Consider the following 14,159-nt stretch of genomic DNA (forward strand, 5'->3'; position numbering starts at 1 on the left):
AGTGGCAACACTCTCGGTCGGTCTCTTCTTTTATATACTACACCGCTGTTTTCGCCCGAACCCTGTTTTCGGGTGGAGTCACGATTCTCCGTGAGCGGCCGCGCTCGAGGAGATCGGGCGGGTGCTGTTTCGTCCGGTGGGACAGCCCCCTTAGGGAGTGTGACTAACGTCACAACTGAGAAAAATAACCCTCCGGCCGTGTAACTGCAATTGATCCACATGAAACGGATGCCGAGCGGTTGCTTCGGCATGGCGTACTGCAATCGGGAGTGGAGATGTGTGACAACACGTTTGACCGACAGGTATTATACCAATACATTTCAATACGTCTTAATTAGATGCAAAACCCGCCTGCTACAATATACCGACTCAATAACGAGCACGCGGTTTCTGAGCTCTACGAGACTTTAGCGGATTATCACGACAAGCGTCACGTGACGGAAGTGCAAGAACCTTTAGAGACTACAGTTGAGCAACTAGAAAAAACAGAACGGGGTTTGAGCTTTGTACTGGAACATGACTACGTGCATACACTCCGCCAACGTGGCCAAGATGAGCCAGTACATATCAAAGCTACAAAATCTGTGACAGGTCGTTTTTGTAAAAATATCGCTAGTGATGGATTCATTCTGATGGGAAGCGGGCACGATATCGCTGCTGGTCCAGTCACAAAGGCCATAGAAGGTCGTGATGAATCATACGTTGAATTACAGATAGCACCAACTACGATAACGACTATCGTGAGTATGGACTCCCAAGACGCACGCTACAAAATATGGGAAAATATCGACGTATTCACCAATATGGCATCTATTCAAGGGAAAGTAAAAGATTCAACCTACTCACAAGATTTTGACGAGTATGGTCGTCCAGTATGGGTAATGTTTGACTCGAAGTATCTGGGAGAAACCGTTGGAATTAGCAAAAGTGGATTTGTCGTTTACGGCGCTGATATCGAGCCAGAAGACATTGAATCATACTTCTTTGATGTGATGAAAAAAGCGATCGAAAGTTAGGCATAGTGGACGATGGCGCGCCTAACAACAGATGTTACTGCTGAATCTGGGTCCGCATGAATCTGAATCTCGTTTCTCGAGACATCAATTCGGGTTCCGTCCTCCGTGCTTCCTCGAATCGTGTCTATATCCCCTTTGCCAATTAGCTTCTGCAGAGTGGGTTTAGCAGGCATTTCGCACTTTATTACTGACCCATTGCGGTGGGCACCAACAGACACAATTTGCTCCAAGAGATTTCTCTCGATGTCTTGCAGATCTAGAAGCGATGAAGTGAGCTGCCGGTAATCTGGATTGCAACTCATTGTCACAGTAAGTCTAGATACTGAGTTCTGATGGTGAGTGACCTTCCCACCTTGGCTCACACTACTCGCGTACTCAGGGATTATCTCGATATCCGAATCGATCATCCCTTTTTTTTTGTCAAAGGTGAACTTGCCATTGTCGTCGGAGCGAACACCGAGTGACCGCGCCAGTTCTTTATCAAATTGATTTGCATCAACTTGGGAATCCAATCGATACTTGGTGGTGATTTCAACCTCGTAGGATTCATTGCTAACCCACTTTCGGGCTCTCCCCCCCCAATATATCAGGTTGTTTCGCATAGAAGTGGGTAGCAATCCTTCCAATAACAATCCAACAGCTACCCCTACAATACCTATCAAGACCCGGCTTCCCAACCAGGTCAGAGTCTCCATAATTGCCGTGATAGGGGTCATGATAATTTCGCTACTAGTTCCAATGTTATTACTGTATTGTCTTATCACTATTCCCCAGAGTCAATGTGAAACCGGGGTGTTAAGCGGCCGTGCAAGCATATCACGCTCGGGGTTCGGTGATTTCCGGTCCATTATAGATGAATATGAAAAACAGCTAATGCTGGAATCAACCAAAGATTCGGTGCGGATGGATCTTCACCTGCTCCGAGTCACGGTGTCCACCTGCACTGTAAAACCGTAGTTGCAGCGAAGATGCGTCGACAGAGCGCATATTTCGAACCCGAATACCGCCACCGGCAGACCCACCGGTAGCTGAATAGAGAACGAACACATACAGACCATCTTCTCTCTGTAGCCGAGCATGATAGTCCTCGAACACACGAAATCGACCGATTTTCCCACTCCTCCGATTCAACATAGCACTCTTCACTTCGACGGGTTTGCCGTCATCGGTCTCAGCATCCTGCCAAGATGAGTGCGCAGGTTCAAGCCCGTACCGCTGTCGAGCAGCACGCTCAGCGAGTGCGCCGTAATGAGCTGCTTTCTTACTTCGATTCCTCATGGCCTTTGACCCACCACGTCTTCGCACCGATCTCCTCGAGGACCAAGAGCAATTTTCTGGTTCAACCAGGGTCGGGCCACCACCGGGGGCAGCCAGCGGCGCATCAGTAGATAAGTAATTATACGCCGTCCGGGGGGTCGATGGTGGTGGCGACTGCTGGAAGTTACCGCAGTCACTCGAAATCGCCTTCCGGACTGCTCACGATATCTCGATGATCGCCACGTTTCCACTCGCGGACGCGATTCCCGACCCATGAATCTCCGAAGCTGACGAGTTCGGCCGCGTCAGGATAGCTCATCCCGTTTTCTTCATCCCACGGCTTGCACGCTTTGATCACGGTCGCCACGGCAGACTCCCATCGAATCTGGTTCGGGTCTGGCGAGTCGCCGGAGTCATCGGTCTCGTCGTCGAGCGTCACCGAGAAGTGAGACGCTTCGTGTTCGTCGTACTTCTCGCGGGTGTCCGTAACGCCCGTGAACTCGGCGGCTTCCTCGAACGAGTCTGCACCACCCTCGGAATCGAGAAAGACAACGCGGCCGGGATCGTTCCGAGTGGGTTTGACGAACGCGCCCGATGCGAGTCGGCGAATCTCGGCGGCGGTGTCCTTTCTCGTGTGTCCGATGAGCAGAACGGAGCCACGTTTCGCGTAGGTATCGCCGTCCTCCTTCTTGCGGACGTACTTCAGCGATTTCACGAACTCGTCGGTGATCGCTGCTTCAGCTCCTCGAGACGTGAGCGACTGCCCCGCCTCGTCGATTAGCTGTAGCACTTGTCCATCGGTCGAACCCATCGCGTCGAGCATCGAACCGGACGATGTCGTGACTCGGTCTGCACCGTCCCACGCGACGTTCGCGAGGACGGTACCGCCGGTGAGAGAACCGAAGACGCGCGCCACGTCGAGCGCGAATGCAGTCTTTCCCGCACCCGGTGGACCGAGAACGAGATAGATCGCACCTTCGTCGGCGAGTCGTTTCGCCGCCTCGACGATAGCCTCGGAACCGTCCCGCTTCTGGTTAGTGAGACCGACCATGCCCTGCAGTTGCGAGACGTTCCCCTCGCGGTACGCACGGTCAGCCATCGACGTTGCGGCCGACCGGACGACGTGCCGACCGACGTGAGTCTCGAGAAAGTTCTTGCCGCGTTCCTCGTAGATCGAGCAGTAGCGATTCAGAAAGTCGAGTACATCGGGGTCGTCGATCATCCCGGCGAACTCGCGAATGTACTCGTTGCTCTTGTCGCGAAGAGCACCCCGCAGGAACTCGCGGCCCTGTGCCGCGGCGTAGACAGCCGAATCGCCCTGCTTGCGTCCGCTCATCGGTGACCACCGTCGTTAACGAGTGGGTCGGTGGGGACAGGCTCGAGAGCGTCATCGGGGAGGTCGTCATCGAGAACCATCCCGAGACCATCGCCCCAGTTACCCTGGTTGTCGTCCTGGTCGCCCGCGGCCTCGAGGAGATCACGGAGGTCACCGTTCTGCAGTCGGCCGGGGCGGAGTTCTTCGGGGAGTTCGGACGTGATGATCTCGTCGACCGTCGGCTGGTCGGTGATCATCGGTGCCGATGGGTCGAGCGCGGCGTTCTGTGCCTCCATCGTATCGTGCTTCACTCTCCTCACAATAGCTGGGAGCGCCTGTCTGAGTTCTTGTCCTCTCCGCGCCGCTGGTTCGAGATCGCCGCGAAGTTCTCCAACTACGTCGAGAACGTCGTCCGTATCGTGCCGCCCCACGAGTGACGAACCGGGGAGGGAACGCCGCCACGTCCCTACTGCGACATTCGAGGACGGATCATACGCGTAGCACTCGTACACATCGCCGTGTGCCTGCTCGTGAGGATACAGCGGTCCCCACTCGACCTGCATCTCTGCGAACTTGTCCGGGGACAGAGACCAGCACGCCAGCGGGTCGTCGCTGTTCGCGTTCACCTGCACGAGACGCACCCGCGGTGGGTCGGGGAGGAGATCGTTGATCTTCCCCGTCGCGAACAGCGCACCGATTCCAGCGATGACGAGACCCGACGCGGCGAGTGGTGCCCACTTGGGAAATTGGTACCCGCCAAAGTAGGCGAGAACAGCGCCCACAGCGCCGAGTTTTACCCAGTCGTTCACCATTCCCGCTCAACCTCCAGTTGCTTCTCGTCGCGCTTCTTGCGAACCCACAGGAAGGTACCACCAGCCGCGGCTACTGCTGTCGATGCGAGGAGCGTCTGGACTGTTCCGTACTCGACGGGCGGGTTTCCAGTCTTGATCGCGTCGGAGCGGATGGCGACGATGCCGTCTGCGTTCGACGAGGAGACGGTGATTGCCGACGCGTCGCCGACCGATTCGGCGCGGAACTTGACGACGGTCGTTCCGGGGGTCAAGGTCATGCGCCGGACGCGGGCTTTCCCGGCGGCTGCACCATCTCCCTCAGAAAGAATCCGAGAGAGTTCACCCGCGTCGGTGATGGCTATTCGAGTCGGGACTTCGGCGTTCACGCTCAGATAGAACGTGCCGTTTTCGAACCGCCAGTCTTCGATTGTCGTCGTTTGCGAGAGTTCGATAGTTCGGGTTGGTCCGTCGGTCGGGGTCGAGGCCACCGTAGAGTTGTTCGCGGCGGCGACGGTGCCGACGAAGGCGGGCGATGCGACTGCGATGAGCATGATGAGTGTGATGATGATTCGGCGCATGAGTCTCCGAAAGGGTTGATTGGAGGTCGGTGCTATCCGCGAAAGACGACGATGAGCGCGACGGCAACGAGGGCGATTAACGCCTTGTTCTCGGCTGATATCGAAACGCCGGCGTCTCCTCCACTACCGATGAGAGCCTCACGTTCCTCTAACTCAGATCTGAGGCTGAGGAGGCTCTGTTGTACCTCTAAGAGTTCGCTGGTGTTGGCGGTTCGGTAGACGTATTTTGTCGTTTCCTGTTTCTGGATGTTTGAGCCATCCTTGGCCGTCATCTCGTGGATGGTGAAGGTGGTATTGTTGGCGAAATCGACTTTGTTCCCCGTGACGGTCGCCATAAAGACGGGTCCGCTGATGTTTGCGGTGTTGTATGTGGTATTCGATTCCCACGCACCACCGGGCGCGTTCCGTGCAAGGATGAGACCCTGATACGTCTGGTTTTGATAGGAGACATTCATTACCCCGCTGGAGTTGAGGCGCGGCGTATCGAAGCCCATGAGCGATAGCGCAGCCGTAGAACTGTAGAGCGTCGAGTTGTTGCCAGTCCGAGTTGCGTACTCGAACATGGCGGTATTCGCGCTAATCACGTCACTCGGGTCGATCGCCCCGCTCTCGAAGTCAGAGTACGTCGCGTTGACGAAGTTGTCCGCCTCGCTCTGGAGACTCGCGGTCTGCGTCTCGATTTTGTCCCAGCGATTGTGGTAGTCCTCGAAATACCAGATTTCGAGGTCAGTATAATTGGAATCGGGTGCTTGAATCCCGACACCGTAGCCGGTGTACCCGTTCTGACTTGGGTTCGTGCTGTTGCCATCAACACGAATGTCGTAGCTGTCGCCTGCGGCATCGTAGAGGTAGAGGTACCGACTATCACGAACATCACCATTCACGAGTGTGACGCTACTCGTGTGGTTCAGAGAACGGATGTAGTACAGATCGTCACCCGCCTCTTTCCCAGTCGTTGCGATGTAGACCCACTCTTGATTGGTGGTGTGAAGGCCCTCCGTATCCGCTGTAGACCACAGCGTTTCCGACGAACTGACTGTAGCGTTGTAGGACTCGATGAGGTTCTTCTGTTTGGTTGCGTAGTAGTCCGCAATCGCGTCGCTCGCGGCTTGCTTGGCCTGAGCCTCTGTCGAGTTATTCTGATACGCCTCTGCAACAGCAACCTGAGCTTTCTGCCAAGCGACGCTTTGTGTGTCGCTCAGGTAGTTGTCAAACGGGGCCATCCCCGCATCCGTCGTCGCTTTCTGACTAAGTGCAGCGTTATAGAGGTCAACTTTCGTCTGGTTGTCCTGCGCGTCCTTGAGGTCCTGAACAGCCTGATCGACCTGATACTGGGTCGAACACGGGTTATCAGAGTTCCCGTCGAAGGGTTGGAAGTTGAAAATGTCGTAGATGAACCCATCCAAAGTAGTGCAGTCCTCCCCAGTTGCAGCAACCGCAGGACTGGCGGTCGAGGTCGTAACGAGCACTCCGATGAGTGCAAGGGTAGTCACCCGCTTCCCCATGACCTTGACCCCGCGAGGTACGACACCAAAGAGATCGGCGAGAAGACGCCGGTCAATCATCGTCACTCGGAGGACGAAGAAGAAGGCGGCGACCAAGGCGACGGCGAGGCCAGCCGATATCTCCCCGTGAACCCCGGCGAGGTAGGCGGCAGCCACCGAGAGACCAACGGCGGCGTAGGTCGATGCAATTCGGAGCATCAGGATTCAGTCCTCCTTGAGCGCGAGATAGCCGCCAACCGCGACGACCGCGATCGCGCCGATTCCGACGCCTCCGGACGAGCCACCGAAGAAGCCGCCGCCAGACGAGACTGCCGCGACCGTCCCCACGTCGAGGGCGGACGAGTCGATCGCCGACGCAGTCCCGAGCACTTCGACGCGGTAGGTCGAGACGTTCGTCGGGTCGAGAGCATCGAACTCGTAGAGTTCAGTCGTCCCGTCCGCTGCAGAGATCTGCACGCGGTCGACTTCTGTTTCGTTACCGTCAGCGTCGACTTCGAAGACCGCGACTTCGACGGGTTCGGAAGCAGTCGCGGTGTCGTTGTCCAACTCGACGTAGAGGCTCCGCGTGTCGTTCGTCACGTCGATGGTCTGGTTTGCGAGCGAGTCGTTGCCGACGCTCGTGAAGTTCGCCGAGTCGGTCGTCACAGTCGCTGCACCGAGACCGACGAAGGCGACTGCGGCGACAGCTGCGACCAGAAGACCGACGAGCGCGAGGGTTGCGCTGCCGCGCCTCACGACTCGAACACCTCAACGAGGCCGAGCTTGTCCGCGATAACGACACCACCAGCCGCACCGACCGCCATAAGTCCGGTTTCGAGGCTACCACCGAGGAGATCAGACAGGAGCGTGATGTCGGTCGCGGCCGACAGGCCAGCGTCGAGCGATCCGACGCCCGCGCCGATGATCGCGACCGTTTCGAGGTCGAAGTCGTCGAGATCGAGGTTCATAGCATCCACCCGATCGCCATCTGCGCGGTAAGACTCACAGCGACGTAGCCGACGCCCCAGAGGTCCTGTGACTGCACGAACGAACTCACGTCACCGAAGAAGACCCAGCCGACCAACAGGCCGACCGAGGCGACGATGCTGTAGTAGTAGTAGTTGTCGAGGTCCTTCGCCTGCTGGTGCAGGGTGGACAACTCGGCGTTGTCGTTCGTGAGGATAGTGACGCCGAGCGCCCCCAACGTGAGGAGCGTCGCCAGCGTCACGTCGTTGCCCGCGAGTTGGAACGCCACGTCCGAGAGCGTCACGTCGAACAGCGACCACGATGCGATTCCTGCCATTGCCGTCGTCCCGATGAACGTCGCGACGAGCGCCGCGGCGTCCTCCGGGTCGAACTCCATTACGGACATGATACGGTGATGGCGGCCACCCGGCACGTCGTATCATTCAGGGTTTTGGCTACGAGAGGGCCACAGCAGGAACATTTTTATCTAGGCGGGTGGCCCGCCCCGTGTACAATGTTCCGCAAACTGTGCGATCGAGAAGGTACCCCAACTGTGTCGCTTGACAAGGACGAACTACGGATGGACGGCGTCCTCGACGAGGATGGAGTAGTCCCAGATGACCAAGAGATGCACATTCAGCGGGTTGGGAAGCGCTCGTACCTCGTGCGCGCAGTCGATTCCGACGGCATCCCGGAGCTCGACGAGGTGTTTCAGTAGGCCGTTTCAGACGGGTGCTCACTATGATGACTCTACTCAACCGCTTCACAGACCGAGAAAAGATACTGGCCATCCTCAGCGCCTCAACGATGTTCGTCACGGGCGTCTGGGCCGGCGTCTGGATTGTTCCGAGCGCTGCCCTCGATGTTCCGATGAACTCGCACTTCGACGGCAGACAGATGGTCAACACACCAGCGTACCAGCCCGTTCCAACGTACCTCCCGGTGCTCTCGATTCTCGTCGTTGTCTTCGCCTTGTACGCCGCGAACCACTTCTACTCGAGAGAGTCACCACCCGAACTCGCGGCAACTGATGGAGGTGAGGACCATGACGAGTAGAGACTACTCAAGACACTCCGGTAGCCCCGTACAGACCCCTTCTCAATCCCGCACCCACGGGGTTGCCCGCGAATGTATACGCCATCCTCGATGTATGCATCTTCATCGACGTCGACGGGGGACACCGTGCATAGATTCAGACCGATTCGACCAAGTGGCCGGCACGGTCGCGGTCATGGGTCACCCCCAGTATAAGAAGAATCGACGTTCGGTTACTCCAGATTCACGCAAATCGACCCCCGGTGCATACGGTGATTCATAAATGACCAAGCGAACCAGCCTGAAGTTGACCGACGAACGGCAGCTGCTCTTCGACAAAGCAAGCGAGATCGTGGCGCGAAACGCGTCAGATGACCCGCCACGGAGTGACGTGATTGACGCAGCGCTCACGCACTTGATCGAGAGCTACGAGAATCTCGAAGACGTTCGCGATGCGTATCCGCCGCAGACTGTGAAGGAGTGCTGTAATACGTCGGTGTTGGGGATGCGGTATCGGACGAGTTTGGAGAGTCGATGGAGGTGAGCTAGTCGGTTTTTAGTTCAAGACCTTAGTCCATCATCAGTTTGAGTGCCACAACTTCCTTGAGCAGAGCAGGATACAATAGTGCGAGTATCTCTTCATGACGCTTGACCGGGACGTCAATTACTTCGAGGACCGCACGATCCAGCCGACGACGTGCATCAAATCCGTCACCGAGTTGTTCGAATAAGGACGGGAATGCGGTTTCTAAGCGCTTGTGTTCGTCTTCGGTTAGAGCTGCTTCAGGTGTGTTTCGGATCAACTGCTCTGAGATGCTGGGGAAGTCAACATCCCGTACTTCTTCAAACACGCTATCAAGTAGGGACTCATCTTCTTCGTCTAACGCGAGAGGGTCAGGAACGTAGAATTTCTCGACAGTATTCCGATGATATTTCGTCCACCCACCACGGTCCGGTACTCGAGTGATTAGCATCTGAAGGAGGTTCAAACTGCTATCCATCCACATCGAAAGACGTCGTGCATCGTTCTGTTCTAACCCAGGTAAGCAAAACATCATCCCGTGGAACAGATGAGGCTCGTCGCCGTAGTAGGCAAGGTGAGAAAGACCAGAGGCAGTAAGATCCAGACGTCGCATGAACCCAAGGTGTGAAAGACGCTTCTCGGCGAGTTCGGTCCAATTTTTCTTCGGATACTCGTCGATTTCGCCCAAGTCAAAGAACCGATTCACACCGTCGAAATCATCCCGAATAACAGCGTACTCCTCTGAACTGCTTAGGTCGAGACTGGTAGTATATGGAATTCGGTGGAATGCTGGTTCTACCTTCGATTTTGGAATCTCGATAGTCTCGTCTATGAATCGGTGTCTAGCGGTGACTGATTCTTCCGATGAATCATCTACAACCCAAACGTCGCCTTTGTGCAAACTCGAATTCGGGTTGTTCAGTATTGCTGCTTTACAGTCAGGAGCGTTTCCACCGAATCCCAGTCCACCGGTCAACCAAGGGTCTTTGAGATCTCCCAGTCGAGTGAACACGTCCTTTCCTCGTATCTGATACCACAAGTCGAACATCTCGTGGTTGTCGACAGTGAATGGCGCGAACAGGTTGTGTTCTTCCAATTCACTGGTAGGGAATCTTCGTGTAGTGTATCCTTCCCCATTGTAGTCTTTTGAGACACTCTCACTCGATTTGACCTCGCCCTCAGCGAGTATTTTTGCATCGTTCAGTAGGTCTTCTGGGTCGATTTTGGTAAGACCATTTAGGTTGGTGTATGCCGTACTGGAGCCCTCAGAATCACGCTCCTTTTCAGCCACGATCAGTATCTCACGAAGGTCAGTATCCTCGCTGAAATTAGGTGCGTCAGTCCGAGCAAGAATATGCTGGATGTTGTAGTCGTTTATCAGCATTTCACGAACACCCGAGTCCGTGGTTTTGTTGAGAGTTGATGCTGGAACGACCGCCGCGATCTTTCCACCTGGCTTCAGGAACTTGTCTGCAAGGAAGAAGAAATAAGAGCAGAACGACATTTTCCCGTGGATTTGGCCCTTCGAATCACGTCGAGAGAAGCGGTCACGTAGTCGTCCCTTGTACCCATCTGCAAAGCGTGCGATGGATTCCTGCCGCGAGTACGGCGGGTTCATAATCACGACGTCCACGTAATCCAAGTCCATCTCCTTACCGGACACCGCATCCATAGCGATACTCCCACCCTCAACCACTTCATCAGATACGTCGGGAGAATTGTCGCCAGAGAATTCATGAAGACCCCGTTGCTCGCTTGCTTCGGGAAGTACGAACGAGAGCGGACTGATCGTGCTACCGGGTTTGAGTTTGGTGCTGTCTTCAATGCCGATATTCACTTCGTCCGTCTCATAAACCGGTGCTTGAAGTGCGAGATGTATACAAGAAAGATGCGCTGCAAACGGCATCACGTCAATTCCCGTGATGTCTTTCTCAACGAACTGACGGTGCGTCTCTTCTCCGAACACCCCTGTGAGTTCGCGTTTCCGCATATAACTCGCTGCAAGCAGCGTTCCACTCCCACAGGCAGGGTCCATGACCCGATCATCCGCATCCTCAATTGCGAGGTGCGCGAGGATGTCTGCTGCCTTGTTCTTTGTGTAGTAAGCAGCGACTTTCTTTCGTGCAGAGATTGGAATCAGTTCGTGGAAGACCTTCCCCAGAATGTCGTGGTTTATCCGTTCTGGGCTTAGGGCGTAGATTGCTTTGATTGCATCTCGAAGAAGAGGGAGTGACTCTTGCGGTAGGTCATCGACAATTTTGAAACTGTAGACCGGTGTGTAGTCGTACTCCAGAACCAGTTCGAAGTAGTCTCCGAGGTCTCCAGGAGACTGTAAATCGTTCGGCTGAATGTCTGGGAAGTCCTTGTGAGCAGAAAGAACACGGTAGAATGTAATCTGGTTTGTGAGTAGGAACCCAGCTGCTTCGCGAGCAGCCTGTTGTTCTTCTTCGTCGTCTTCAGGTGTCGCTCCAAGGACGTTTCTGAACAGGTTTTCATCAGGTGCCGCTTCTAACTCCTCATTGAGTTTATGAGCAGTTTGCCGAAGGACTCTACGACTTCATCGGGGTCGGCTTCAGGAGAACGCTTCTGTTCGATATTCTCTTAATCCAAGCTGGGATTTCCTCCAATCGGAGGTTGACCATGTCGGTCGGCTTGTCACGTCTGAGAAATGCACAACTGTACTTGTGACCCGACAAGACTGACTCAGCTACATTTTGGCCGAGGCGACTCTGTGCACCTTCAGTCTTCAGTTCCATTGGGTAGGTGATCAGAAATGAGCCATTGACCCCAGTGAGCTGGCCATAATCACGCGCCTCACCAAAACCTTCCCACTTGTTATCTTCCCACTTGGCTTCACCAACATACGTGCCGCCATTATCGAGTTGGAAGTCGGGCTGTGAGCGAGTTCCTGGTGTTGAGATAGAGACCTGCGTAACCGTATTGACGCCATGCTGACGGAGGTAGTCAGCCATCAAATCGGTTATTCCGTCTTCCGTTGCGGACATTGATAGATAGAGTGACCTTCCAACACCGGACACATAAATTGTGTCTCTCGTTGGTACGGGGGTGGTTCCTGGTGAATTGAGATTGGACTAATTCTTTTCTCTCCCGATTGTTCTCTGGAGTTGAATCTCACAGGAGTCAATAGTACTCATTGACAGTCCGATAGCGGTGGAAATCTTGAATTTTGTTTCCGATCTCGAGCCCATCTTCTCACGTTCGTACGGTGTTGCAACGACACGTCCAGAACTATCGTACACCTTCGCAACAACAAAAAACGGATTAGAGTAACTATTTGTATTCTTTACTGAGCCCGTAACGGTGACACGGGTCCGTCCTCCGAATTCAGATACTGATAAATCCTTATCCACCACCTCAAATCCTCTTTGATCCCCTAAGTCAGGGTAGCCAATTTTCGTGTCCCACTCGATTTCCAAGTCAGACTGCGGATGCAAACTGAATGGCTCAAGATTGGGTGAGATTCTCCATGGTAGTTTTGAAAGGTGATCAATTTCAGATGTGTATCTGAAATGGACTCCTACAGTCCTGTAGAACTCAGATGGGACTGCGAACCACACTTCTCGTGGCGAAATAGAGACAATACTGTATTTGACGGTTGCAAGTGCAGCATCTTGACATTTGCTCGCTCGGGTATCGTAAAGAGTTCCAATCGCTTCAGCGGAAATCGGTTCGTCTAGTTCCGTATCAAATACGACTTCAGCAGTTGGAACCCAGAATTCTTCAAATGGATTTGGTTTCCCAGCAATGACCCATTGAGACCGAACTTTTGAGTCGGAGAAAACGCCATCTAGTGGGATTCTCTCAAGAGACCTATGAATGAGCCATGTAAAATTGGACTTCCCGATAGCCCATAATCTACCCTTCCATGCTCTCCAAAATCTAGGCGGATGGTGTGTCGCACTAATTGTATCATACCCAGTCTGAAGTATGATTTCACCACTTCGCGGTCCATGGTGTGAACATGAAATTTCATACCCAATTTCATATTTTCTAAATGGCTCTAACTCCAGTTTTCCTGAAAAGAGCCTGTAATCGCCTCCAGAATGGACTGCACCGTCAATTGTAAGCCTGTGTATTGACCCCTTGGCACCAAGATACCCATTCTCAGAATATTCTACATCAATTGGCTCATTGGAAGATGTGGTACCATCTGAATCGAATTCCCAAGTAGGGAATTCCACTCGGAGAAAGACGTCTTCTGCGGGTCGCCAGCCAGAATTCTGGATTCCAAATTTAGCATGGCCGATTATTGAGCCACCTGATCGACGGATGGAAGAAACGTTCTGAGATACGGATAACGATGGTCGACGAAACGTAAACTGGTATATCGCAAGAAGTGCTGCACTAATCGAAGCAATACCAACAATGACCGTTAGTAAACTTGGTTCGGTCGCACTGGTCACAGTTTTCCTCCGAGAGGTTGCATCGGTCTAACCTTATCTGGCGGCCTTGGCTTCGGGATTGGCCGAATCAAACTCGCATTCACTTTTCCTTCGAGATACAGTCGTCCCCACACAGTAATCTCGAACATATCGGCATCGGCGTCGTCGATGAAGGGTGCCGCCAAACCGGCATGACTCAGTACACGGCACCGTTCTCTCACTTGATGTAGAGTCGTCTCCTCACCAAGCTCCCAGTGAATCGTATCTGGTGAACCCCAGTCGTTCTCGAGGAGATACTCGAGAATCCGATCATCCCAGATGGTCATCCAGTCGCCTGACTTCCGCATCTCAGATTGAGTCACGCAGACGCAGAGCCCTCTTCGCCATTCTCGCCGTTCAGCTCTTCAGCGCTGAGTTCGCCTTCGAGATAGCTTTCGCCGGTAGCCGTGATGACGTAGACACCATTACCGAGGTGCTGGAGTAGCCCCTTCTCGTTGAGCTTCGAGAGCCGCCGTGAGAGCGACGAACGAGATACCTGGAAGTATTCGGTGTCTTTCATCGCGGCGGCGCTCGCCGACTCGTGTTCCCGTGCCCACTCGAGGATTCGGTCGTCCCATATCGTCATCCACGATGCAGACTTTCTCATTACGTGTACGTATACGCTGGTTTGGTCTATCGCCGACGAATCGTGCTTTAGCAATCCAAACATCTGTTCTCAAACTAACGGTGCATTTATGCACAGTTAGTGTTATGGTAGACTCACGGAACCCTGAGAGACACCGTCGGCTGGA

General features: G+C 54.1%; 16 protein-coding genes. 4 read left to right on the plus strand and 12 right to left on the minus strand.

What is annotated here, in order from left to right; genetic code table 11:
• The first annotated feature begins 338 nt into the window (after positions 1–338).
• Positions 339–1,016: a hypothetical protein gene (locus ATB1_RS21605; RefSeq protein WP_128081460.1), complete on the plus strand. Its 678-nt coding sequence runs from the start codon at positions 339–341 to the stop codon at positions 1,014–1,016.
• Here ATB1_RS21605 and ATB1_RS12160 read toward each other — a convergent pair.
• The 8 genes from ATB1_RS12160 to ATB1_RS12195 all read right to left on the minus strand — a co-directional run bounded on the left by ATB1_RS12160 (position 1,013) and on the right by ATB1_RS12195 (position 7,804).
• Positions 1,013–1,732: a hypothetical protein gene (locus ATB1_RS12160; protein ID WP_042663991.1), complete on the minus strand. Its 720-nt coding sequence runs from the start codon at positions 1,730–1,732 to the stop codon at positions 1,013–1,015. The two genes, ATB1_RS21605 and ATB1_RS12160, sit on opposite strands and share 4 nt — an antisense overlap.
• A gap of 734 nt (positions 1,733–2,466) precedes the next feature.
• A complete protein-coding gene (locus ATB1_RS12165; protein ID WP_042663994.1) occupies positions 2,467–3,609 on the minus strand; it encodes an ATP-binding protein in 1,143 nt (380 codons plus the stop codon).
• Positions 3,606–4,400, minus strand: a complete 795-nt coding sequence (locus ATB1_RS12170; RefSeq protein ID WP_042663996.1) for a hypothetical protein — start codon at positions 4,398–4,400, stop codon at positions 3,606–3,608. The genes ATB1_RS12165 and ATB1_RS12170 overlap by 4 nt, the downstream gene beginning before the upstream one ends.
• Positions 4,394–4,957, minus strand: coding sequence for a hypothetical protein (locus ATB1_RS12175; protein ID WP_042663998.1), 564 nt, complete (start codon positions 4,955–4,957; stop codon positions 4,394–4,396). The genes ATB1_RS12170 and ATB1_RS12175 overlap by 7 nt, the downstream gene beginning before the upstream one ends.
• Positions 4,958–4,989: 32 nt before the next feature.
• Positions 4,990–6,660 (minus strand): hypothetical protein, encoded by a 1,671-nt coding sequence (locus ATB1_RS12180; protein WP_052367958.1) that lies wholly within the window; start codon positions 6,658–6,660, stop codon positions 4,990–4,992.
• A gap of 6 nt (positions 6,661–6,666) precedes the next feature.
• Complete coding sequence (locus ATB1_RS12185) at positions 6,667–7,197, minus strand: hypothetical protein (RefSeq protein WP_042664002.1); 531 nt, start codon at positions 7,195–7,197, stop codon at positions 6,667–6,669.
• On the minus strand, positions 7,194–7,409 hold the full coding sequence (locus tag ATB1_RS12190; RefSeq protein WP_042664004.1) for a hypothetical protein: 216 nt from the start codon (positions 7,407–7,409) through the stop codon (positions 7,194–7,196). The genes ATB1_RS12185 and ATB1_RS12190 overlap by 4 nt, the downstream gene beginning before the upstream one ends.
• Complete coding sequence (locus ATB1_RS12195) at positions 7,406–7,804, minus strand: hypothetical protein (RefSeq protein WP_004045393.1); 399 nt, start codon at positions 7,802–7,804, stop codon at positions 7,406–7,408. Before ATB1_RS12195 ends, ATB1_RS12190 begins: the two co-directional genes overlap by 4 nt.
• 117 nt (positions 7,805–7,921) lie before the next feature.
• Here ATB1_RS12195 and ATB1_RS12200 point away from each other — a divergent pair, with 117 nt between their 5' ends.
• The 3 genes from ATB1_RS12200 (at position 7,922) to ATB1_RS12210 (ending at position 8,986) form a co-directional block, all read left to right on the plus strand.
• Entirely contained in the window at positions 7,922–8,125 is a 204-nt protein-coding gene (locus ATB1_RS12200; RefSeq protein WP_042664053.1) for a hypothetical protein, read from the plus strand.
• A gap of 23 nt (positions 8,126–8,148) precedes the next feature.
• Positions 8,149–8,463 carry a hypothetical protein gene (locus ATB1_RS12205; protein WP_052367960.1) on the plus strand — a complete coding sequence of 105 codons (315 nt, stop codon included), beginning with the start codon at positions 8,149–8,151 and terminating at the stop codon, positions 8,461–8,463.
• A gap of 262 nt (positions 8,464–8,725) precedes the next feature.
• A complete protein-coding gene (locus ATB1_RS12210) occupies positions 8,726–8,986 on the plus strand; it encodes a hypothetical protein (RefSeq protein WP_042664008.1) in 261 nt (86 codons plus the stop codon).
• 25 nt (positions 8,987–9,011) lie between these two features.
• On the opposite strand, the gene ATB1_RS12215 is transcribed toward ATB1_RS12210, so the two are convergent.
• From ATB1_RS12215 to ATB1_RS12230, 4 genes are all read right to left on the minus strand, one after another.
• The gene (locus ATB1_RS12215) at positions 9,012–11,453 is read right to left on the minus strand and encodes a class I SAM-dependent DNA methyltransferase (protein WP_082256391.1); all 2,442 of its coding nucleotides are present in this window, start codon (positions 11,451–11,453) and stop codon (positions 9,012–9,014) included.
• A 61-nt stretch (positions 11,454–11,514) separates the two neighbouring features.
• Positions 11,515–11,937 (minus strand): hypothetical protein, encoded by a 423-nt coding sequence (locus ATB1_RS12220; protein WP_042664012.1) that lies wholly within the window; start codon positions 11,935–11,937, stop codon positions 11,515–11,517.
• Positions 11,938–12,057: 120 nt separating this feature from the next.
• Positions 12,058–13,167, minus strand: coding sequence for a hypothetical protein (locus ATB1_RS21610; RefSeq protein WP_128081462.1), 1,110 nt, complete (start codon positions 13,165–13,167; stop codon positions 12,058–12,060).
• Between the two features lie 559 nt (positions 13,168–13,726).
• Positions 13,727–14,014, minus strand: a complete 288-nt coding sequence (locus ATB1_RS12230) for a hypothetical protein (RefSeq protein WP_013035412.1) — start codon at positions 14,012–14,014, stop codon at positions 13,727–13,729.
• Positions 14,015–14,159: the final 145 nt, after the last annotated feature.

It is taken from the genome of Haloferax sp. ATB1 (genome assembly GCF_000730175.1).

Bases quoted from the DNA above. Each gene is read 5' to 3' on its own strand.
- ATB1_RS21605 (WP_128081460.1), top strand. From the start codon at position 339: ATGCAAAACCCGCCTGCTACAATATACCGACTCAATAACGAGCACGCG.
- ATB1_RS12230 (WP_013035412.1), bottom strand. From the start codon at position 14,014: ATGAGAAAGTCTGCATCGTGGATGACGATATGGGACGACCGAATCCTC.
- ATB1_RS12205 (WP_052367960.1), top strand. From the start codon at position 8,149: ATGATGACTCTACTCAACCGCTTCACAGACCGAGAAAAGATACTGGCC.
- ATB1_RS12195 (WP_004045393.1), bottom strand. From the start codon at position 7,804: ATGGAGTTCGACCCGGAGGACGCCGCGGCGCTCGTCGCGACGTTCATC.
- ATB1_RS12200 (WP_042664053.1), top strand. From the start codon at position 7,922: ATGTTCCGCAAACTGTGCGATCGAGAAGGTACCCCAACTGTGTCGCTT.
- ATB1_RS12180 (WP_052367958.1), bottom strand. From the start codon at position 6,660: ATGCTCCGAATTGCATCGACCTACGCCGCCGTTGGTCTCTCGGTGGCT.
- ATB1_RS12210 (WP_042664008.1), top strand. From the start codon at position 8,726: ATGACCAAGCGAACCAGCCTGAAGTTGACCGACGAACGGCAGCTGCTC.
- ATB1_RS12160 (WP_042663991.1), bottom strand. From the start codon at position 1,732: ATGACCCCTATCACGGCAATTATGGAGACTCTGACCTGGTTGGGAAGC.
- ATB1_RS12175 (WP_042663998.1), bottom strand. From the start codon at position 4,957: ATGCGCCGAATCATCATCACACTCATCATGCTCATCGCAGTCGCATCG.
- ATB1_RS12170 (WP_042663996.1), bottom strand. From the start codon at position 4,400: ATGGTGAACGACTGGGTAAAACTCGGCGCTGTGGGCGCTGTTCTCGCC.
- ATB1_RS12190 (WP_042664004.1), bottom strand. From the start codon at position 7,409: ATGAACCTCGATCTCGACGACTTCGACCTCGAAACGGTCGCGATCATC.
- ATB1_RS12165 (WP_042663994.1), bottom strand. From the start codon at position 3,609: ATGAGCGGACGCAAGCAGGGCGATTCGGCTGTCTACGCCGCGGCACAG.
- ATB1_RS12220 (WP_042664012.1), bottom strand. From the start codon at position 11,937: ATGGCTGACTACCTCCGTCAGCATGGCGTCAATACGGTTACGCAGGTC.